The organism is Curtobacterium sp. ME12 (assembly GCF_903970855.1).
In the GTDB taxonomy this organism is placed as follows: Bacteria; Actinomycetota; Actinomycetes; order Actinomycetales; family Microbacteriaceae; genus Curtobacterium; species Curtobacterium poinsettiae_A.
The window spans coordinates 35,398-53,872 of sequence record NZ_CAJCKD010000001.1; the positions used below are offsets into that span (position 1 = coordinate 35,398).

Annotated in this window: 17 protein-coding genes and 1 tRNA gene; 6 read left to right on the forward strand and 12 right to left on the reverse strand. The window is 71.8% G+C overall.

Features of this window, described 5'->3' with window-relative positions; genetic code table 11:
• Nucleotides 1–2: 2 nt before the first annotated feature.
• A complete protein-coding gene (locus tag H7A73_RS00170; protein ID WP_182064148.1) occupies nucleotides 3–554 on the reverse strand; it encodes an FHA domain-containing protein in 552 nt (183 codons plus the stop codon).
• Nucleotides 551–1,231, reverse strand: a complete 681-nt coding sequence (locus H7A73_RS00175; protein ID WP_017887797.1) for an FhaA domain-containing protein — start codon at nucleotides 1,229–1,231, stop codon at nucleotides 551–553. Before H7A73_RS00175 ends, H7A73_RS00170 begins: the two co-directional genes overlap by 4 nt.
• Before the next feature lie 86 nt (nucleotides 1,232–1,317).
• On the opposite strand from H7A73_RS00175, the gene H7A73_RS00180 reads away from it, so the two are divergent.
• Nucleotides 1,318–1,404 (forward strand) — tRNA-Leu (locus tag H7A73_RS00180).
• Nucleotides 1,405–1,491: 87 nt separating this feature from the next.
• On the opposite strand, the gene H7A73_RS00185 is transcribed toward H7A73_RS00180, so the two are convergent.
• Nucleotides 1,492–1,971 carry a hypothetical protein gene (locus tag H7A73_RS00185; RefSeq protein ID WP_182064149.1) on the reverse strand — a complete coding sequence of 160 codons (480 nt, stop codon included), beginning with the start codon at nucleotides 1,969–1,971 and terminating at the stop codon, nucleotides 1,492–1,494.
• 90 nt (nucleotides 1,972–2,061) lie between these two features.
• Here H7A73_RS00185 and H7A73_RS00190 point away from each other — a divergent pair, with 90 nt between their 5' ends.
• Entirely contained in the window at nucleotides 2,062–2,763 is a 702-nt protein-coding gene (locus H7A73_RS00190; protein ID WP_182064150.1) for an NUDIX domain-containing protein, read from the forward strand.
• On the opposite strand, the gene H7A73_RS00195 is transcribed toward H7A73_RS00190, so the two are convergent.
• On the reverse strand, nucleotides 2,746–3,363 hold the full coding sequence (locus H7A73_RS00195; RefSeq protein WP_182064151.1) for a TetR/AcrR family transcriptional regulator: 618 nt from the start codon (nucleotides 3,361–3,363) through the stop codon (nucleotides 2,746–2,748). The genes H7A73_RS00190 and H7A73_RS00195 overlap by 18 nt on opposite strands.
• A gap of 20 nt (nucleotides 3,364–3,383) precedes the next feature.
• Nucleotides 3,384–4,919, reverse strand: coding sequence for a PucR family transcriptional regulator (locus H7A73_RS00200; RefSeq protein ID WP_182064152.1), 1,536 nt, complete (start codon nucleotides 4,917–4,919; stop codon nucleotides 3,384–3,386).
• 92 nt (nucleotides 4,920–5,011) lie between these two features.
• Here H7A73_RS00200 and gabT point away from each other — a divergent pair, with 92 nt between their 5' ends.
• The 4 genes from gabT to H7A73_RS00220 all read left to right on the forward strand — a co-directional run bounded on the left by gabT (nucleotide 5,012) and on the right by H7A73_RS00220 (nucleotide 9,531).
• Nucleotides 5,012–6,373 carry a 4-aminobutyrate--2-oxoglutarate transaminase gene (gabT, locus tag H7A73_RS00205; RefSeq protein ID WP_182064153.1) on the forward strand — a complete coding sequence of 454 codons (1,362 nt, stop codon included), beginning with the start codon at nucleotides 5,012–5,014 and terminating at the stop codon, nucleotides 6,371–6,373.
• A gap of 68 nt (nucleotides 6,374–6,441) precedes the next feature.
• Nucleotides 6,442–7,929 carry an NAD-dependent succinate-semialdehyde dehydrogenase gene (locus H7A73_RS00210; protein WP_182064332.1) on the forward strand — a complete coding sequence of 496 codons (1,488 nt, stop codon included), beginning with the start codon at nucleotides 6,442–6,444 and terminating at the stop codon, nucleotides 7,927–7,929.
• On the forward strand, nucleotides 7,926–9,296 hold the full coding sequence (locus H7A73_RS00215) for a flavin monoamine oxidase family protein (RefSeq protein ID WP_182064154.1): 1,371 nt from the start codon (nucleotides 7,926–7,928) through the stop codon (nucleotides 9,294–9,296). The genes H7A73_RS00210 and H7A73_RS00215 overlap by 4 nt, the downstream gene beginning before the upstream one ends.
• Nucleotides 9,297–9,372: 76 nt before the next feature.
• Nucleotides 9,373–9,531 (forward strand): hypothetical protein, encoded by a 159-nt coding sequence (locus tag H7A73_RS00220; RefSeq protein ID WP_155896911.1) that lies wholly within the window; start codon nucleotides 9,373–9,375, stop codon nucleotides 9,529–9,531.
• A 79-nt stretch (nucleotides 9,532–9,610) separates the two neighbouring features.
• Here H7A73_RS00220 and H7A73_RS00225 read toward each other — a convergent pair whose 3' ends face one another.
• From H7A73_RS00225 to H7A73_RS00255, 7 genes are all read right to left on the reverse strand, one after another.
• Nucleotides 9,611–10,975 carry an NAD-dependent succinate-semialdehyde dehydrogenase gene (locus H7A73_RS00225; RefSeq protein ID WP_182064155.1) on the reverse strand — a complete coding sequence of 455 codons (1,365 nt, stop codon included), beginning with the start codon at nucleotides 10,973–10,975 and terminating at the stop codon, nucleotides 9,611–9,613.
• Nucleotides 10,976–11,026: 51 nt separating this feature from the next.
• Complete coding sequence (locus H7A73_RS00230; protein ID WP_182064156.1) at nucleotides 11,027–12,439, reverse strand: APC family permease; 1,413 nt, start codon at nucleotides 12,437–12,439, stop codon at nucleotides 11,027–11,029.
• 133 nt (nucleotides 12,440–12,572) lie between these two features.
• Nucleotides 12,573–13,583, reverse strand: coding sequence for an agmatine/peptidylarginine deiminase (locus tag H7A73_RS00235; RefSeq protein ID WP_182064157.1), 1,011 nt, complete (start codon nucleotides 13,581–13,583; stop codon nucleotides 12,573–12,575).
• Nucleotides 13,580–14,614, reverse strand: a complete 1,035-nt coding sequence (locus H7A73_RS00240) for a nitrilase-related carbon-nitrogen hydrolase (protein ID WP_182064158.1) — start codon at nucleotides 14,612–14,614, stop codon at nucleotides 13,580–13,582. Before H7A73_RS00240 ends, H7A73_RS00235 begins: the two co-directional genes overlap by 4 nt.
• 459 nt (nucleotides 14,615–15,073) lie before the next feature.
• Nucleotides 15,074–15,727, reverse strand: a complete 654-nt coding sequence (locus H7A73_RS00245; protein ID WP_182064159.1) for a DUF1345 domain-containing protein — start codon at nucleotides 15,725–15,727, stop codon at nucleotides 15,074–15,076.
• A gap of 40 nt (nucleotides 15,728–15,767) precedes the next feature.
• The gene (locus tag H7A73_RS00250; protein WP_182064160.1) at nucleotides 15,768–17,111 is read right to left on the reverse strand and encodes a flavin monoamine oxidase family protein; all 1,344 of its coding nucleotides are present in this window, start codon (nucleotides 17,109–17,111) and stop codon (nucleotides 15,768–15,770) included.
• Nucleotides 17,111–18,475, reverse strand: a complete 1,365-nt coding sequence (locus H7A73_RS00255) for an NAD(P)/FAD-dependent oxidoreductase (protein ID WP_182064161.1) — start codon at nucleotides 18,473–18,475, stop codon at nucleotides 17,111–17,113. The genes H7A73_RS00250 and H7A73_RS00255 overlap by 1 nt, the downstream gene beginning before the upstream one ends.

Sequence of the window (18,475 nt, forward strand, 5' to 3'; positions counted from 1 at the left end):
GGTTACCGCCGCAGCTCGAACGTCGTCGTCCCGATCGTGATGGGCGTGCCCTCTGCCACGAGGACGGGAGCGCTCACCTTCTGACCGTTGACGAAGGTGCCGTTCGTGGACTCGAGGTCGGTGAGGAGCCAGCCGTCGGCGCGGAGGTCGAGGCGGGCGTGGTTGGTCGAGGTGTAGTCGTCACGGATCACGACGTTCGACTCGCTCGAACGCCCGATCGTGATGGGGCCGCCACCCAGCGGCATCTCCATGCCCTCGCGCGCACCCTCGGTGATGACCAGTCGGGCCGCGGCCGGCGAGGAGGCACGCTGCGCACCACCGGGTTGCCCGATCACGTCGGTGAACGCACCGCTCGAGGCGGGGCCGGGGGCCGCCGCAGCGGGGACGGTGGGGGTGCTCGGTCCGGACGGCGCCGACTTGGGATCGGTCGGGATCGTGCGCACGCGCTGACCGAAGAGATCGCTGCGCAGGGCGAACACGATCACGAAGACGAACAGCCAGAGCACCGCGAGGAACGCGAAGCGCAGGACGAGCAGGGTCAGGCCTGTGGTCATCGAGCACCTCCGTCGTTCTCCGGGATCACCCGGAACACCATACGGGTACGACCGATCTCGATGGTGGAGTCCGGCTCGACGATCGCCTGCTGGAAGTGCTGACCGTTGAGTTTCGAGCCGTTCGTCGAGCCGAGATCGGTGGCCTGGGCGTGCTTGCCGTCCCACAGCACCTCGACGTGCTTCCGGCTCGTCCCGGTGTCCGCGATGGTGATGTCCGCGTCGCTGCCGCGCCCGATCACCGTGCGCCCGCGGTGCAGTCGGTGTCGCTGCGAGCCGATGTCGAGCACCGGGATCCAGGCCACGTCGCGTTGGACGGTGGTGGAGTCGACCTGCAGGATGCCCGTCGAGAGCGTGCCGTCCTGCTGCAGCCGGATGGTGACCGGGCCGGAGAACGAGTAGTTCTGCGCGACGGCGTGTTGGTGCACCATCTGGGTCAGTTCGTCGATGAGTGGGCGACCGACGTCGTTCATGCGCGTGCAGTCCGGCGGCGCCAGGCGCACGGTGAACTCGTTCGGCACGAGGATGCGTTCCCGGGAGACCACCGCGGCCTTCGTGTCGAGCTCGCGCCGCAGGGCGCTCGAGATCTCGACGGGCTGCACCCCGGAGCGGAAGGTCTTGGCGAACGCGCCGTTGACGGCGCGTTCCAACCCTCGCTCGAAGTTGTCCAGCAGGCCCATGCGTCTCCCGTGTCGTCGGTCGTCAACCACTGCATGGTAGTGGTTGGCGTTGACACCCGTCTGTGCGTGGTAGTGTTTCGGGGCTGGCGCGAGTGGCGGAATTGGTAGACGCGCACGGTTCAGGTCCGTGTGCTGGAAACGGCGTGGGGGTTCAAGTCCCCCCTCGCGCACCAGGCGAGAACAGGAAAGGCCCCGGAGGAATCCGGGGCCTTTCCTGTTCCTCCGGGGTCTTCCTCGGAGTCGTCCGCGGTTCCTGGCTGTCAGGCCCGGTCGGCCTCCGTCGTGTGGTCGGCATCCGGCCTGGAGGCACGGCTCGGCCCCGACACGCCGGTTCCGTCGAACCCGTGGTCGGTTCTGCGGGTCTGCTGCGGAGCGAAGAACGGGCGCGCGCTGGGCAGGAAGAGCAGGACCGCGGCGACGACCGACAGCGCGATCGTCAGGACCGCGAGTTCGCCGCCGGTGACGCTCAGGAGCGCGCGGAAGGCCGCGACGACGACGAGCACGGTGCGCGCGACGCGGGAGCCCGCGGCCATCCGGAACACCGCCCACGTCACCAGGGCCCAGAGCACCAGGGCGACGATCCCGGCGAGGACCGGCGCCTGGCCGACCGCCGCGTCCGTCGCGAAGAACTGGAGCACCGTGGCGGCGACGCAAGCTGCCACCCACACCAGCCACAGCACGAAGGACACGGTGACCACCTGCGGTCGGTCCGGTCGTCGGAGGATGAACGTCCTGGTCATGCTGCACCGTCCTCTGCCGCTCCCTGGTGCGGCACGTCGAGCGTACCGAGCGGACGGGGTCCTGCCGAGGTGCCCCGCTACGGTGACCGGGTGACCGACGAACGCACCACCGTCCAGCGTCCCGGAGTGGACGTCCCCGACGACCGTGGGCGGACGGGCCTCGACGCCGTGGGCCGTGCCCTCGACCGCAATCCCGACGTCGTCGTGCGGGACGTCGAGGTGGTGTCGAACGGGTGGCACGTGCTCCGTCGTACGACCCTCGACGTCCGGCGCCGCGACGGTCGGTGGGACCGGCAGCAGCGCGAGACCTACGACCGCGGGAACGGCGCGACGGTGCTGCCGTACGACGCCGAGCGCGGCACCGTCCTGCTCACGCGGCAGTTCCGGTGGCCGGCGTACGTGAACGGACACCCGGACGGCATGTTGATCGAGGCCGCGGCGGGACTGCTCGACGAGGACGACCCCGAGACCGCGGTCCGGCGTGAAGCCGCCGAGGAGCTCGGCATCCGGCTCGGCGTGCTCGAGCACCTGGGCGACGTGTTCATGAGCCCCGGTTCGGTCACCGAGCGGGTCCACTTCTACCTCGGCGCGTACACGCCGGCTGACCGGGTCGAAGCCGGTGGCGGCGTCGAGGACGAGGGTGAGGACATCGAGGTGCTCGAGGTGCAGCTCGACGAGGCGCTCGCGATGGTGGCGGACGGTCGGATCGCCGACGGCAAGACGATCATGCTGCTGCAGTGGGTGGCACTGCGGTCGATGGCGCTGCGGCGGGTGTCACCCCGACAGGGCTGACCCGTCCAGGCTCACCGCTCGCGCGATCGTCGTGCGGACCAGGGCCTCGCGGGTCGGGCGGTCGAGGTAGTCGACCAGGGCGTACCCGTTGGTGGCGTCGACGAGCGCGAAGAGCAGGCGTCCGACGCCGTCCGGGTCGTCGGTGTGCAGCACACCCGCGCGGACCCCGTCGACGACGACCGTGGTCGCGAGGAGCTGCCAGTCGTCCATGACGTCCCGTGCCGCGGTCGCCAGTGCCGCGTTCGTGCGGCCGATGCTCCACGCGTCGGCCCACAGGGTGGCGACGTCGTCGCGGGCGGGATCGGCGATGCAGCCGAGCAGGGTGCGGAGGCCGGAGACGGGGTCGGGCGCAGCGGCGACGATCGCGCGGACCTCGGCGACCTCGGCGTCCGCGACGGTGCGGAACGTCTCGCCGACCAGGTCCTCCATGCTCGGGCGGTAGTGGGCGACGAGCGAGGGCGCGACCCCGATCACTGCGGCGACACCGCGGAGGGTGACGGCCGCGAGTCCCTCGGCGCGGGCGACGTCGATCGCGGCGGCGCTGATCTGCGCCTCGCGTTCGGCCGGGCTCAGGCGCCGGCGGGCCGGTGTCGTCGGCATCGTCCCACGGTATCCGCGCGTCACGCGCCCTCGACCACGAAGGCCGCCCAGAGGTCGGCCCGCGTCGAGAAGACGGAGAGGTCACGGTCGAGGAGTCGACCGGCGTGCTCGACCCGGGCGCGGGCGGTGTGCCGGTGGATGCCGAGGACCCGTGCGGTGCGGTCGTACTCGCAGTCCTCCTGCAGCCAAGTCCGTACGGTGCCCGTGAGTTCGGTGCCGGCGGTGCGGTCGTGGTCGAGCAGGGGCGCGAGGAAGGCGCGGGCGACGGCACCGGCGTCCACGTCGACGTGGGCGAGGTGGGCGAGCACCCCCTCTCGGGCCAGGTCACCGAACTCGGTGGTGCCCGGGCGTCCTTCACGGCGTCGGTCGAGTGCCTGCACGGCCTCGGTGCGGGCGCGTCCGAACGACCGGTACGCGGCACCGTCGGACAGGCCGGCGCGCAGGTCGAAGCGGTCGACGAGTGCACCGACGATCCCGGTGTCGTCCGCGTTCACGCAGAGGAACACGGCGTCGTCGACCGCGAAGAACAGGCGCCCCGGACGGTCCTGCACCCAGAGTTCGAGCAGGTCCACCACGGTGTCGAGGTCGTGGTCGGGAACGTCGACGGCCGCGATCCGGACGGGTTCGGCGGGCAGTGGCCCCCACACCTCGCGGGACGTCGCCTGCACCACCTCGGGTTCGCCGACCGACAGCATGGTCAGGAGTCCGGTGCGCAGGAGTCCCCGGGCACGGGCGAGCTCGCGGTTCTGCTGCAGTGCGAGGCCGGCCAGGGCGATGACGGCCGTGACGACCTCGCGTCCGGCCCGGTCGAGGGCTCCGCCGTTCGCGATCGCGAGCACGCCGCTCAGGTGCCCGCCGCTGCCGAGCGTCTGCAGGGTGTACCCGACGCCCCGGTCCGTGGCGACCGGCAGGCTGGCCCGCTGGCCGGAGCGCAGCAGCCGCAGCGCCTCGGTCCGCAGGAGGTCGAGGTCCGCGGCGGGGAGACCGTCGGCGGGGTGTCCGCGGTCGAGCCGCCCGGAGACGTCGAACAGGCCGACCCACCCGTCGAGCTGCCGGGACAGCTCGGCGATGGTCGCGCCGAGTCCGTCCGGTCGCATCGCGGCGAGCGAGATGGCACGCTGCGCGGCGAGGGCCCAGGCGCCCCGGGCGTTGGCGTCCCGCGCGACCGCTTCGGCGTTGGCCTGCGCGACCGCGATGAAGGAGGTCTCGTAGGGCACCTCGAACAGCGGCAGTCCGTGCCGGGTGCAGGCGGCGACCAGGGCGTCGGGGGTGCCGGCGCGGACCACCTCGGTGCCGAAACCGAGCGCCACGACACCGCCGTCGACGAGCCGCCGGACGTAGGCCTCGGCGACGTCGTCACGCACCTCGGCCTCGGCGCCGAACTGCGTGCCGGTGGTGAGCAGCCCCTGACCCTCGGCGAGGAACGGGGTCGGGTCCTCGAGGTCCGAGCTGTGCAGCCAGGAGAGCGGGGCGTCGAGGGCGTGCTCGTCCGCGTCGGTGAGCGGGCGCAGGTGGAGTTCACGCCGGTGCAGCAGGGAGCGCAGCGTTGCGGGCATGCCGTCACCCTATCCACCGGGTCGATCCATCCGGGGGTCGATGTACGCCGTGGACAGTGGGAGGACACGGCGGTGACTCCTACCATCGCGGCATGTCCTCCACCGCAGCGTCCGCGACCCGAGCGACCACCGGCGGCCCGTCGCTGCCCCAGGAACGGCGGCTCGTCACCGCCGTGCCGGGTCCGCGATCGCAGGAGCTGCTCGCCCGGAAGGCCGGCGCCGTCGCGGCCGGGGTCGGCGTCGCCGTGCCCATCGCGGTCGTCGCGGCCGGTGGCGGCGTGGTGGTCGACGCCGACGGCAACTCCTTCGTCGACCTCGGGTCCGGGATCGCCGTGACCTCGGTGGGCAACGCCCACCCCGGCGTGGTCGCCGCCGTCACTGAACAGGTCGCCGCCTTCACGCACACGTGCTTCACCATCGCCGCCTACGACGGGTACGTCGCCGTCGCCGAGGCGCTCAACCGTCTGACCCCCGGCGACCACGAGAAGCGGACTGCCCTGTTCAACTCGGGTGCCGAGGCCGTCGAGAACGCCGTCAAGATCGCCCGGAAGCACACCGGTCGGCAGGCCGTCGTCGTCTTCGACCACGCCTACCACGGCCGCACGAACCTGACGATGGCGCTGACCGCGAAGAACCAGCCCTACAAGAACGGCTTCGGGCCGTTCGCACCCGAGGTCTACCGCGTCCCGATGTCGTACCCGTTCCACGACGGGCTGTCGGGCACAGAGGCGGCGAAGCGTGCGATCAGCCAGATCGAGAAGCAGGTCGGCGCCGAGAACACCGCCGCGGTCCTGATCGAACCGATCCAGGGTGAGGGCGGCTTCGTCGTCCCGGCACCGGGGTTCCTCACCGCACTGTCCGAGTGGACGACCGCCAACGGCGTCGTGTTCATCGCGGACGAGGTGCAGACCGGGTTCGCCCGCACCGGCGCGATGTTCGCCAGCGAGCACGAGGGGATCGTGCCCGACGTCGTCACGACCGCGAAGGGGATGGCGGGCGGACTCCCGTTGTCCGGTGTGACCGGGCGTGCGGCGATCATGGACTCGGCCCACGTCGGCGGCCTCGGCGGGACGTACGGCGGCAACCCGATCGCCTGCGCCGCAGCACTCGCGGCCATCGACGCCTTCGAGCACGACGGACTCGTCGAACGCGCCGGGGCCATCGGCACGGTCCTGCTCGACGCCCTGCGCAGCGCCCAGGCCGACGACCCCCGCATCGGCGACGTCCGCGGCCGCGGTGCCATGGTCGCGATGGAACTCGTCGACCCCGCCACCGGTGATCCCGACCCAGGCCTCACCGGACGGGTGGTGCGGTACGCGTTCGAGCACGGGGTCATCGCGCTCACGGCCGGCACGTACGGCAACGTCGTGCGCTTCCTGCCGCCGCTGTCGATCGACGACGACCTGCTCCGCGACGGCCTGACCGTCGTCCTCGACGGGCTGGCCGCGTCGTGAGCGCGACGATCCCCGCGACCGCGTGGCCCACCGTCCCCGACGCGACCGGACCAGCCGCCGAACAGGCGGTGCTCGACCGCGTCCCCACGGGCCTCCTGGTCGACGGTGTCTGGCGGCCGGCGGCCGAAGACGCGACCTTCGCCGTGGTCGACCCTGCGACCGGCGGAACACTCCTGCACCTCGCCGACGCCTCACCCGAGGACGGCCGGAAGGCGCTCGACGCCGCCGTCGCCGCAGGGCACGGGTGGGCGGCGACGCCGCCGCGGCAGCGCGCCGAGGTGCTGCGCCGCGCCTTCGACCTGCTGCAGGAGCGACGCGGGGACTTCGCGCTCCTGATGACGCTGGAGATGGGCAAGCCCCTGGCCGAGGCCCGCGGCGAGGTCGCGTACGGCGGCGAGTTCCTCCGCTGGTTCTCGGAGGAAGCGGTCCGGATCGGCGGTTCGTACGGCACCAACCCGGAAGGGACCGGCCGCGCCACCGTCTCGCACAAGCCCGTCGGACCCGCGTTCCTGATCACGCCGTGGAACTTCCCGTTGGCGATGGCGACCCGCAAGATCGCACCGGCGCTCGCCGCCGGCTGCACCGTCGTCGTGAAGCCGGCCGAGCTGACGCCGCTGACCACCCTGCTGTTCGCCGACCTGCTCGTCGAGGCCGGTGTGCCCGCGGGCGTCGTCAACGTCGTCCCGACCACCCGGGCCGCCGCCGTCTCCGCGCCCGTGATCGCCGATCGCCGCCTGCGCAAGCTGTCCTTCACGGGGTCCACGCCGGTCGGACGCACGCTGCTCGGTCAGGCGGCACAGAACGTGCTCCGGACGAGCATGGAACTCGGGGGCAACGCCCCGTTCCTGGTGTTCGCCGACGCCGACCTCGACCTGGCGGTGGAGGGCGCCCTCGCCGCGAAGTTCCGGAACACCGGCCAGGCCTGCACCGCCGCGAACCGGTTCCTGGTGCACGAGGACGTCGCCGACGAGTTCACCCGCCGGGTCACCGAGCGGGTCGCCGCGATGCGGGTCGGCCGGGGGACCGAGGACGGCGTCACCATCGGGCCGCTCATCGACGCCCGCGCCGTGGACAAGGCCCACCGCCTGGTCACCGACGCGGTCGAGCGCGGAGCGACGGTCCGGACCGGCGGACACCCGGTCGACGGGCCCGGCACCTTCTACGCGCCGACGGTCCTGACCGACGTGCAGCCCGGCAGCGCGATCCTCGACGACGAGATCTTCGGGCCGGTGCTCGCGATCCGCACGTTCCACTCCGAGGACGAGGCCGTGGCCGCCGCGAACGACACCGAGTACGGTCTGGTCGGCTACGCGTTCACCGACGACCCGGCACGCGGGCAGCGCCTGATGGAGCGGCTCGAGACCGGCATGCTGGGGCTGAACACCGGGGTCGTGTCGAACGCCTCGGCACCGTTCGGCGGCGTGAAGCAGTCCGGCCTCGGTCGCGAGGGCGGCGGCGAGGGCATCGCCGAGTACCTCGAGACCATGTACACGCTGACCCCGGACCCGTTCCGGCACACCGACAGCACCACGACCGCACAAGGAGCAGCTCGATGATCGAGAAGGACGTCGTCGTCATCGGAGCCGGTGTCGCCGGTCTCACCGCCGCGAACCGCCTGCGGGCCGCCGGCCTGCGGGTCGCGGTGCTCGAGGCCCGCGACCGGGTGGGGGGCCGCACCTGGACGAACGACATCGACGGGGTGAGCCTGGAGATCGGCGGGCAGTGGGTCTCGCCCGACCAGACCGCACTGCTCGAGACCCTCGACGAGCTCGGCCTGCAGACGTACGACCGGTACCGCGAGGGCTCGAGTGTCTACATCGACGCGGACGGCACCCGGACCGAGTACACCGGCGACATCTTCCCGCTGCCCGAGGCCACGGCGAACGAGATCGAACGGCTCGTCGCCGTCGTCGACGAGTACGTCGCGAAGGTCGACCCGGCGCGCCCCTGGGAGACCCCGGACGCGGCCGCCCTCGACGAGGTCTCGTTCCGTGCCTGGCTGCACACGCTCAGCCCGGACCGTGTCGCCACCGACAACGTCGAACTGTTCATCGCCGGCGCGATGCTCACGAAGCCCGCGCACGCGTTCTCGGCACTGCAGGCCCTGCTGATGGCGGCGTCCGCCGGGAGCTTCACCAACCTGGTCGACGCGGACTTCATCCTGGACAAGCGGGTCGTCGGCGGCATGCAGCAGGTGTCCGAGCGGCTCGCCGAGCGTCTCGGTGACGACGTCCAGCTGAACGCCCCGGTCCGGACACTGCGTTGGAGCGACGAGGGGGTCGTCGCACTCGCCGACGGCGGGATCGAGGTGCACGCCCGACAGGCACTCGTCGCGGTCCCGCCGCCCCTGTACTCGCGGATCTCGTACGAGCCGCCGCTGCCCCGACGCCAGCACCAGCTGCACCAGCACCTGTCGATGGGCTTCGTCATCAAGGTGCACGCCGTCTACGACCGGCCCTTCTGGCGTGCGGCGGGTCTGTCCGGCACCGCGTTCAGCCCGTACGAGGTCGTGCACGAGGCGTACGACAACACCTCGCACGGTTCCGAGCAGGGGACCCTGGTCGGGTTCGTCTCCGACCAGCACGCCGACGACCTGTTCGCGCTGTCGACCGAGGAGCGGCGCGCCCGGGTGCTCGCCTCGCTGGCGCACTACTACGGCGACGAGGCCCTGTCGCCGGTCGTCTACTACGAGAGCGACTGGGGCACCGAGGAGTGGACGCGCGGCGCCTACGCCGCGAGCTTCGACCTGGGCGGGCTCGTCCGCTACGGCGCCGACCAGCGTGCCGCGGTCGGTCCGATCCGGTTCGCCTCGAGCGACCTTGCCGGGCAGGGCTACCAGCACGTCGACGGTGCCGTGCGCATCGGGCGCGAGGTCGCGGAGGAGATCCTCGCGGTCGTTCCGCAGACCGCTCCCGCGCGGTAACCGTCTCATCGGGTCACGGCTGGGTGCCGTGTCCAGGCGCTGACGTACCCAGGCGCTCGCGCGTACCGTCCGGGCCATGAGTGACGCAGCGAACGGGTCCAGCGACCCCACGAAGGACCAGGAGCAGTACACCGAGGACCTGCCGGACGGGTCGCCCACGGGCGACGCGACGGAGGACCCGCAGCAGGACAGCGACACGGACTCCGGCGGCGAGCCCGCCGACCCGCAGCAGTAGCGGCGACCGACGGACGGGAGGCGCGGTGCCAGCTGGCACCGTGCCTCCCGTCCGTCGTCACCCGGGTCCAGGGCGTCCGTCAGCCGATGCGGATCAGCTTCTTGTTCACGAACTCGTCGGCCCCCAGGGGGCCGAGCTCGCGGCCGAAGCCGCTGCCCTTGACGCCACCGAACGGCAGCTCCGGGCTGTCCGCGCCGACGACGTTCACGTAGACCATGCCGGCCTCGAGCCGGTCGGCGACCCGGAGTGCCTGGTCGGCGTCGGTGGTGAACAGGTACGAGCCGAGCCCGTACGGGGTGTCGTTGGCGAGTGCGACGGCGGCGTCCTCGTCGGCGACCCGGTACACGGCGGCGACGGGGCCGAAGAACTCCTCGCGGTAGGCGTCGTTGTCCGGCGAGACGTCCGTCAGGATCGTCGGCACGAAGGCGTTGCCCTGGCGATCGCCGCCGGTGACGACGGTCGCACCCTGCGCGACGGCGGATGCGAGCTGCTCCTGCAGCCGGTCCGCGGCGGTCGGTGACGACAGGGGGCCGAGTTCGGCACCCGGCACGGACGGATCGGTCGGCGAGACCGCCGACATCGCCGCGGTGAACTTCGCCAGGAACTCGTCGTACAGGCTGTCGACCACCAGGAAGCGTTTCGGGGCGTTGCAGACCTGCCCGTTGCCCTCGAGGCGGGTGGTGACGGCAGACTCGACCACGGCGTCCAGGTCGTCGGTGGACAGCACGATGAAGGGGTCCGATCCACCGAGCTCGAGCACGACCTTCGTGAGGTTCCGGCCCGCGATCTCGGCGACGGCGGCACCGGCGCGGGCGGACCCGGTCAAGGAGACGCCCTGCACGCGCGGGTCGGCGATGACGTCGGCGACCTGGTCGTTCGTCGCGAACACGTTCGTGTAGGCCCCGGCGGGGAAGCCGGCGTCGTGGAAGATCCGCTCGATGGCCAGGGCGGACTCCGGGCACTGCGGTGCGTGCTTGAGCAGGACGGTGTTGCCGATGACCAGGTTCGGGCCGGCGAACCGTGCGATCTGGTACGCGGGGAAGTTCCACGGCATGATGCCGAGCACGACGCCGATGGAGGCCTTGCGGATGAACGCGGACCCCTCGGACCCGTCCGCCAGGGTGATCGGCTGGTCGGCCAGGAACGCCTCCGCGTGGTCCGCGTAGTAGTCGTAGATGTCGGCGCAGAAGTCGACCTCGCCCTCGGCCTGGTCGATCGGCTTCGCCATCTCGCGCACGATCGTGGCGGCGAGTTCGGCGTGCCGCTCCCGGTACAGGTCCGCGACCCGGTGGAGCAGGGCTGCACGGTCGGCGACCGTCGTCGTCCGTGACCACTCGGTGTGCGCGCGGTCGGCGACCGCGACGGCGTCGTGCAGCTCGGCGTCCGTGATGGTCGGGTAGGTCTCGAGGGTCGTGCCCGTGGTGGGGTCGGTGACGGCGTACATGGCGTCCTCTCGTGGTGGCCGGTCAGGCCTGGTCGCTCTCGTGGTGGCCGGTCAGGCCTGGTCGGTCAGCTGCTTGTTCACACCGGTGACGGGCTGGTTCTCGTCGAAGCCCTTCGGTGCGACCCGGAAGCCCTTCGTGATGACGAGCAGGTAGACGAACCCGATCGCGGCCCACACTCCTCCTGCGATCAGGGCGTCGGCATGGAGCTGCGACCAGAGCACCCCGGTCAGGACCATCGCGAGGCCCGGCAGCACGATGTACTTCCAGCGGTCGCCCGCCGTGTGACGACGGCCCTGCCGCACGGCGAAGTGCACGATGACCGTGGCGTTGACGAACGTGAACGCGACGAGGGCACCGAAGTTGATGTACGCGGCGACCGTGTCGAGCGAGAAGCTCATCGCCAGCAGGGTGACCGCGCCGACGAAGACGACGTTGAACACCGGGGTGTGCGTGCGGGGGTGCACGTAGCCGAAGACCCGCTTCGGCAGCACGTTGTTCCGGCCCATCACCATGAGCATGCGGGCGACGCTGGCGTGCGACGCGAGCCCCGAGGCGAGTGCGGCGACGAACCCGGCCGACACGAGGACCGCCTGGAACACCGGACCGCCGACGAGCAGGCCGATCTGGGGGAGCGGGTCGTCGGTGAACTCGCCGAACGGTGCGTTGGTGGGGAAGCGGAGCTGGGCGAAGTAGGCGGAGACCAGGAAGATCGCCCCGCCGAGCAGGACGGTCAGCATGATCGCCTTCGGCATGATGCGGATCGACTTCGCCTCTTCCGTGTACATCGTCACGGCGTCGAAGCCGATGAACGAGAAGCACACCACCGTCGCACCGGTGAGCAGGGCCGACATCGTCACGCCGTCGTGCACGAAGGGCTCGGCGCTGACGATCGTGCCCGCACCGGCACCGTGGGTGAGTTCGATGACGGTGAAGACCACGAACGCGATCATCGCCAGGACCGCACCGATGAGCAGCACCATGTTGAGGTTCGACGTCCCGCGCATCGACAGGCAGATGACCGTCGTCACGAACACCGTGTAGACGACGACGGTCACCCACGGCGGCAGGCCCGGGAACACCTGCTCCAGGTAGAGCCGGATGATCAGGGCGTTCACCATCGGCAGCAGCAGGTAGTCGAGCAGCGACGCCCAGCCGACCATGAAGCCGAGGTTCGGGTGCATCGACTCCCGGACGTACGTGTACGCCGAACCGGCGGCGGGGTAGACGCGCACCATCTTCCCGTAGCTGATCGCGGTGAGCGCCATGATGACCAGGGCGATGAGGTACGCGCTCGGCACCGCGCCGTCGGTCTGCCCGGACACGATGCCGAAGGTGTCGAACACGACCGTCGGGGTCATGTAGCCGAGGCCGAGTCCGACGATCGCCCAGAGCCCGAGGCTCCGCTTCAGCGACCCGCCGCGCACCGGTGCTGCCGGCGCGGTGACCGCGATCGGTGATGCCATGTGACTTCCCTGCTCTTCGGGGCCGGGCAGCGGTGCCCGGATCAGTTCGGAGCACCATACCGACGGGCCGGCAGTGGGTGGACCGGCCGCGGTGTACAGGTGATCGGCACCCGCTGTACACCGCGGCTCTGGTTCAGGCCACCGGTTGCTGCTGCGTGATGCAGTGCAGCCCACCACCCCGTGCGAACACCTGTCGCGCGTCGATCGAGCGGACCCGTCGGCCCGGGTACGCCTCGGCGAGGATGCCCCTGGCGCGGTCATCAGCGACCGGGTCGCCGAACGCACAGGCGATCACGGCACCGTTCACCACGACGTGGTTCACGTAGTTCCAGTCCACCGGTCCACCGTCGTCCGACAGCGTCGAGGGGGCGGGCAACTCGATGATCGTCGCGTCGGTCGCCTGCTCGAGCGCTCGCCGGATCTGGGGCACGACCAGGTGGTCCGGGTGGCCCGCATCCGGCTGGGCGTGCAGCAGGACCGTGCCCGGGTCGGCGAAGGTCGCCACCATGTCGACGTGGCCCCGGGTGCCGAAGCCGTCGTAGTCGCGCGTCAGACCGCGGGGCAGCCAGATCACCCGTGTGGCGCCGATCGTGCGCGCCAGCTCCAGCTCGACGCGCTCCCGGTCGGCGTACGGGTTCCGGCGCGGGTCGAGCTGCACCGTCTCCGTCACGAGCACGGTGCCGGCGCCGTCGACGTGGATCGCCCCGCCCTCGTTGACGAGCAACGACGGGATCCGTGTGGCTCCCGCAGCACGGGCAACCGTCGCGGCGACCTCGGCGTCACGCGTCCAGGTCGACCACGGGTTCGCCCCCCAGCCGTTGAAGACCCAGTCGACTGCGCCGAGTCGCCCGGTGTCGTCGTCGACGACGAACGTCGGACCGATGTCGCGCATCCAGAAGTCGTCGAGGGGCGCCTCGAGCACGTCCACGCCGGACGACAGCAGGCGACCGGCATCCGCGCGTGCGACCGGGTCCACGACGACGGTCACCGGCTGGTGCTCGCTGATCGTGTTGGCCGTGGTCGCCCACGCCGTGCGCGCGGCCTCGGCACTCGCCGGGTCGTCGCCGAGCGTCAGGCCGGGGCGCGGGAACGCCATCCAGGTGCGTTCCTGCGGAGCCGTCTCGGGAGGCATCACCCACGTCATGCGCGCGCCTCGCGCCCGGCGGTGGCCGGTTCCACGGCCAGGGCCGCGTCGATCGCGTCGCGTGCGCCGTACGCGTGGCGTTGCTCGTCGACGGGGTCGACGAGCCCTGCGTACAGGTCGGGTCGCCGGGTCAGGTAGAAGGGGAACAGCCGGAGCCACTCCGTCCGGGCATCGAGGTCGAGGTCGGCGACGAGCACCACGCTCGCGTCACGGGGCGCCTCGACGAGCACCCGGCCGAACGGGTCCGAGATGAAGGACGAGCCGTAGAACGTGATGTCGCCCTCGTCACCCCACCGGTTCGGCACGACCATGAACTGCCCGGCGGTGATGCCGTTCGCCACGATCACCCGCTGCCAGATCGGCGCGGTGTCGAAGTCGGGGAAGGTCGGTTCGGAGCCGATCGCCGTCGGGTACACGAGCACCTCGGACCCGGCGAGGCCGTAGGAACGGGCGACCTCGGGGAACCACTCGTCCCAGCACGTCGGCAGCCCGAGGCGCACGCCGAGTCCGGCGGGCTCGTACACCGGGAAGGCGTCGTCGTCCGTCCCCGGGCGGAAGTACGTGTCCTCGTGGTAGCCGGCGCTGATCGGGATGTGGGTCTTCCGGGTCCGGCCGACCAGGGTGCCGTCGGGCGCGACGAGGATCGCCGTGTTGTACCCGCGCGGGTCGTCGGGCTGGTCGTCGTCGTCCGGCCGCTCGTACAGGGAGGCGTGCACGAACACCCCGTGCTCGATCGCCTGGGCACGGGCGAAGGCGACGGTCGGACCGTCCTGCAGCGACTCGGCGAGGTCCTTCGGGGTCCCGCTCGCCGGGGAGTCGCCCGGGTAGCGGCGCAGCGTGAGTTCGGGCAGGAACACCGCGGTGGCTCCGTGCGCTGCGGCGGTCGCGATGCCGTCGGCGAGCTGGGCTCGGTGCTCGTGCGGGTCGGGGAGCCACCGCACCTGCACGAGGGCGACGCGGAGGGACCGGCGGGGTGCGCCGGTGTCGGCGTGCAGCGGCGACGGGAGCGAGGGTGCGGTGACGACGTCCATGCGCCATTGTTGATCACAGGATCAACTATCGCAAGACCTCGGTTTCGACCCTCGAATATCAGTATGCTGGTCTCGGGTTCCGTGTCGTCGCCGGGACGCGGGCCCGGGCAGAGAAGAAGCCCACCACTGCAGCAACAGTGGTGGGCTTCGATTTGTCCTCCGAGTGGAGAACGAGGGACGAACTGGGTCCCGAGCCTGAAACTCGGAGCCAGTGTAACGCGCTCGTCGAGCGAGTTGCATCCCTCGGCCTGCGCTTCTCGTGTCCGCCGGGGCTGACACGAAGGTGGTCCGATGTCGAACGACACCGAACCGCGTCGCGGCCGTCGAGTGCCGTGGTTGGGGATCGCGAGCTTGCTCGTGACCGTGGCCCGGTTCCTGCTCGAGCTGTGGCGCAAGGGCTGAGCCCCAGGGCACCCCGCGCATCTCGCGCGGGGTGCCCGTCGGGTCGTGTCGGGAGGGTCAGCTGATGATGTTGACCGCGCGGGAGATGACCAGTGCCAGCAGGATGAACCCGCTGAGCGCCTGGTAGGCCATGATCATCTTCGCTCGGACGGTCATCGGCATCGTGTCCGTCGGGCTGAACGCCATCATGTTCGTCATCGCCACGTAGAGGTAGTCGAGGTAGACCGGCCGCCAGTCCGCGGTCTTCGGGTCGGTCTCCTGCGGGAACTGGAAGTCTGCCTCGGCACTCGCCCACAGCTCGGGGCGACGCCGTGCCACCGGACCCCCGCGGTCGAGCTCCCAGTAGACGAGCCCGAACACGATGATCGTGCTCACCCAGACCTGCAGCGCGGTGAGCAGCACGGCCGCACCGTCCGCGTGCCCGCCGAGCAGCTCGGTGATGGTCCGGATGACGGTGAGCTGGCTGGCGACGGTGAGCAGGGCCGCGAGCGCGAACGACAGCCAGCGTGACCAGGTGGTCTCGCGCGTCAGACGCCGCGGGTTGAAGACGATGAGCGGAGCGAGCAGCAGGACGCCCAGGACGGGCACCACCCACGACGGGAAGAACAGCACCTCGTCCGGCAGGAACAGGCTCAGCGCCAGGTTCACCAGGACCGCGACGGCGACCGGTGCCCGGTGTTCGTGTCTCGGTCGGGTCCTCGTCGGGGTCACGGAGCGAGTGTCGCACGGGCCGACACCCGCGGGGGTGCGCTCAGGGCGTGGACAGCGGGTCGGCGAGCGAGAGCGGCTCGACCTGGGTGCCGAGCAACCGCCCGGCCGCCCGCAGCCCGGACAGCAGCGCCCCGTGCACCGTCGCCGGGTCGTCGCTCCACGTGGCCTCGCCGGCGAGCTGCACCCGGCCGGACGGGGTGCCGAGCAGGTCGTGGTCGTCGGGTGACGCCCCGACGTGCAAGTACGAGTACGAGCCCCGCGAGAACGGGTCCTCGGCCCACCGGGTGATCCGGAACGCCTCGGGTCGGGGGACGGACGGGCCGAACATCTTCCGCAGCGCCGCCACCCCCTCGTCGACGACCATGGCGTCCGGCAGGGTCTCGAGCCGACGGGCTCCCGCACCACCGACCAGGGCGGCGAGCACCGGCGCACCGGTCACCCGGGACATGTCGTACCAGGAGTGCCAGTCGACGCCGGCGGACCCCTGCTGCCGGATCACCCACGAGTCGCCCCAGAACCGTGTGGGGAACCGCAGGAACACCTTGTCGTAGGTGCCCATCCCGAGCCGGCCGAGCGCTCCGGTCACGGGCGCGGACAGGGGCGGGTCGAAGACCACGTCGCCGGCCTGCAGCACCCCGAGCGGCACGGTGACGACGACCTGCGGCGCGACGACGGTGGTGCCGTCGGCGAGCCCCACGGTGACGGCGTCGCCCGTTCGGGCAACCGACCGCACGACCGACGAAAGCCGGACGTCGAGACCCTCGGCCAGCGCGCGGGCGTACTGGGCGTAGCCGCCGGGGAACACCACCTCGTCACCGGGGACGTGCTCCTCGTCGAGGCCGTGGGCGTCGAGGACGGTGACGGGTGCGCCGCAGAGGTCCTCCGAACGGTGGGCCGTGTACTCGCGGACCCGTGCGGCTCGGTCGCCCTGCCACCGCAGCGACCGCAGCACGGTGTCGACGGCGGCCGCGTAGGTCGAGGGCGGGGGAGCGTGCGCGACGACGGCGTCGAGGGCCGCGTCGACGGTGTGCAGGTCCGCCACGAACGCCGACGTGTCCTCGGCGGAGAGCGCGGCGCCGGACGGGTCGTGCCACGCGATCGGCCGACCGTCGAACTGGAAGCTGCCGACCGTGAACTCCACGGTGTCGATGCCGAACGCCGACGCCAGGGCCCAGAGCGGGTTGCCGTCGATCCCGTGGATCCACGAGGCACCGAGGTCGACCGGAACCCCGAGCGACGAATCGGTCCAGGTGCGCCCGCCGATCCGGTCGCGGGCCTCGAGCACGATGACGCGCTGCCCGCCGAGTGCGAGCGCCCGGGCGGCGGCGAGCCCGGCGACCCCCGCTCCGACGACCACGACGTCGGCGGCGAGACCGGCAGCCATCAGTGCCCTCCGGTCAGCGGTGCCATGAGCCGAGCGGCCAGACTCGACCGCCCGGTCAGCGCCTCTTCGCGATCGGCCAGGTCGGTCGCGACGAGTCCCGCGTTCGCGCCGAGGAACCGCAGCGGCTCGGGCTCCCAGTCGGGCGATCGGTGGTTCACCCACGGCAGCGCGGTCAGTGCCGTCGACTCCCCGCGCACGAGGTCGGCGAGGGTCCGCCCGGCCAGGTTCGTCGTCGACAGCCCGTCACCGACGTACCCGCCGGCGCTGCCGACGTGGCCGTCCCAGGTCACCGAGGCGCACCAGTCGCGCGGCACCCCGAGCGGCCCGCCCCAGGTGTGGGTGACCGGGGCGTCCGCGACGACGGGGAACAGGTCCACCAGGGCCTTCCGCAGGTGCTCGAACACCCGCGGCACCCGGTCGTAACCGGGCGTGATCGCGGACCCCCAGTGGTAGCGGGCTCCGCGGCCGCCGAACGCCAGCCGGTCGTCGGCCGTCCGCTGCCCGTACACGAGCAGGTGTCGGTAGTCGGAGAACGTCTGCCCGTGCTCGAGCCCGATGCGCTCCCACGCGGACGCCGGCAGCGGGGCCGTCGCGATCATCAGCGAGTACAGCGGCAGGATCCGCCGCTTCGTCTGCTCCAGCTGGGCGCCGTACCCCTCGACCGCGATCACCACGGCGCCCGCCGTGACGGTGCCGCGCGACGTGACCACACGCCCGCGATCCCAGGACGAGACGGGCGTGTGCTCCGCGATGCGGACGCCACGGGCCTCCAGGGCGGCCGCGAGGCCACGCACCAACGCGGCGGGCTGCACACGCGCGCAGTCCGGGGTCCATGCGACCCCCGCCGATCCGGCGGCGTCACCCGGTCGAGCGGGTCGCCACGTCATGTCGTCGCCCCACGTCGCGGAGGACGCGACCTCGTCGTGGGCGGCGCGTTCCTGTACGGCAGAGCGTGCGTACAGGACGGTCCCGCCCTTCACGTAGTCGCAGTCGACCCCGGCTTCGGCCGCTGCGCGGCCGACCTCGTCGACGGTGTCGCGCATCGCTGCGCGCAGCGCGAGTGCCGCGTCGCGGCCGTGCTCGCGCGCGACGGACTCCGCGGAGCGCGGGAACAGCGCCGAGCACCAGCCGCCGTTCCGACCGGACGCGCCGAAGCCGGCGATCTCGCGTTCCAGGACGACGATCTGGAGGCCCGGGTCGGCCTGGTGCAGGTACCAGGCGGTCCAGAGACCCGTCAGTCCACCGCCCACGATCGCGACGTCGGCCGTCGTGTCGCCGTCGAGCGGCGGCCGGGGCGTCAGGTCGTCGCGTCCGGTGGACGCGAGCTGGTCGAGCCAGAACGAGACGCCCCGGTAGCCGCTCAC

Coding starts and splice junctions, on each gene's coding strand:
- H7A73_RS00240 (WP_182064158.1), bottom strand. CDS start 14,614: ATGGACGTCGTCACCGCACCCTCGCTCCCGTCGCCGCTGCACGCCGAC.
- H7A73_RS00250 (WP_182064160.1), bottom strand. CDS start 17,111: ATGGCTGCCGGTCTCGCCGCCGACGTCGTGGTCGTCGGAGCGGGGGTC.
- H7A73_RS00215 (WP_182064154.1), top strand. CDS start 7,926: ATGATCGAGAAGGACGTCGTCGTCATCGGAGCCGGTGTCGCCGGTCTC.
- gabT (WP_182064153.1), top strand. CDS start 5,012: ATGTCCTCCACCGCAGCGTCCGCGACCCGAGCGACCACCGGCGGCCCG.
- H7A73_RS00170 (WP_182064148.1), bottom strand. CDS start 554: ATGACCACAGGCCTGACCCTGCTCGTCCTGCGCTTCGCGTTCCTCGCG.
- H7A73_RS00185 (WP_182064149.1), bottom strand. CDS start 1,971: ATGACCAGGACGTTCATCCTCCGACGACCGGACCGACCGCAGGTGGTC.
- H7A73_RS00235 (WP_182064157.1), bottom strand. CDS start 13,583: ATGACGTGGGTGATGCCTCCCGAGACGGCTCCGCAGGAACGCACCTGG.
- H7A73_RS00195 (WP_182064151.1), bottom strand. CDS start 3,363: ATGCCGACGACACCGGCCCGCCGGCGCCTGAGCCCGGCCGAACGCGAG.
- H7A73_RS00220 (WP_155896911.1), top strand. CDS start 9,373: ATGAGTGACGCAGCGAACGGGTCCAGCGACCCCACGAAGGACCAGGAG.
- H7A73_RS00225 (WP_182064155.1), bottom strand. CDS start 10,975: ATGTACGCCGTCACCGACCCCACCACGGGCACGACCCTCGAGACCTAC.
- H7A73_RS00230 (WP_182064156.1), bottom strand. CDS start 12,439: ATGGCATCACCGATCGCGGTCACCGCGCCGGCAGCACCGGTGCGCGGC.
- H7A73_RS00200 (WP_182064152.1), bottom strand. CDS start 4,919: ATGCCCGCAACGCTGCGCTCCCTGCTGCACCGGCGTGAACTCCACCTG.
- H7A73_RS00175 (WP_017887797.1), bottom strand. CDS start 1,231: ATGGGCCTGCTGGACAACTTCGAGCGAGGGTTGGAACGCGCCGTCAAC.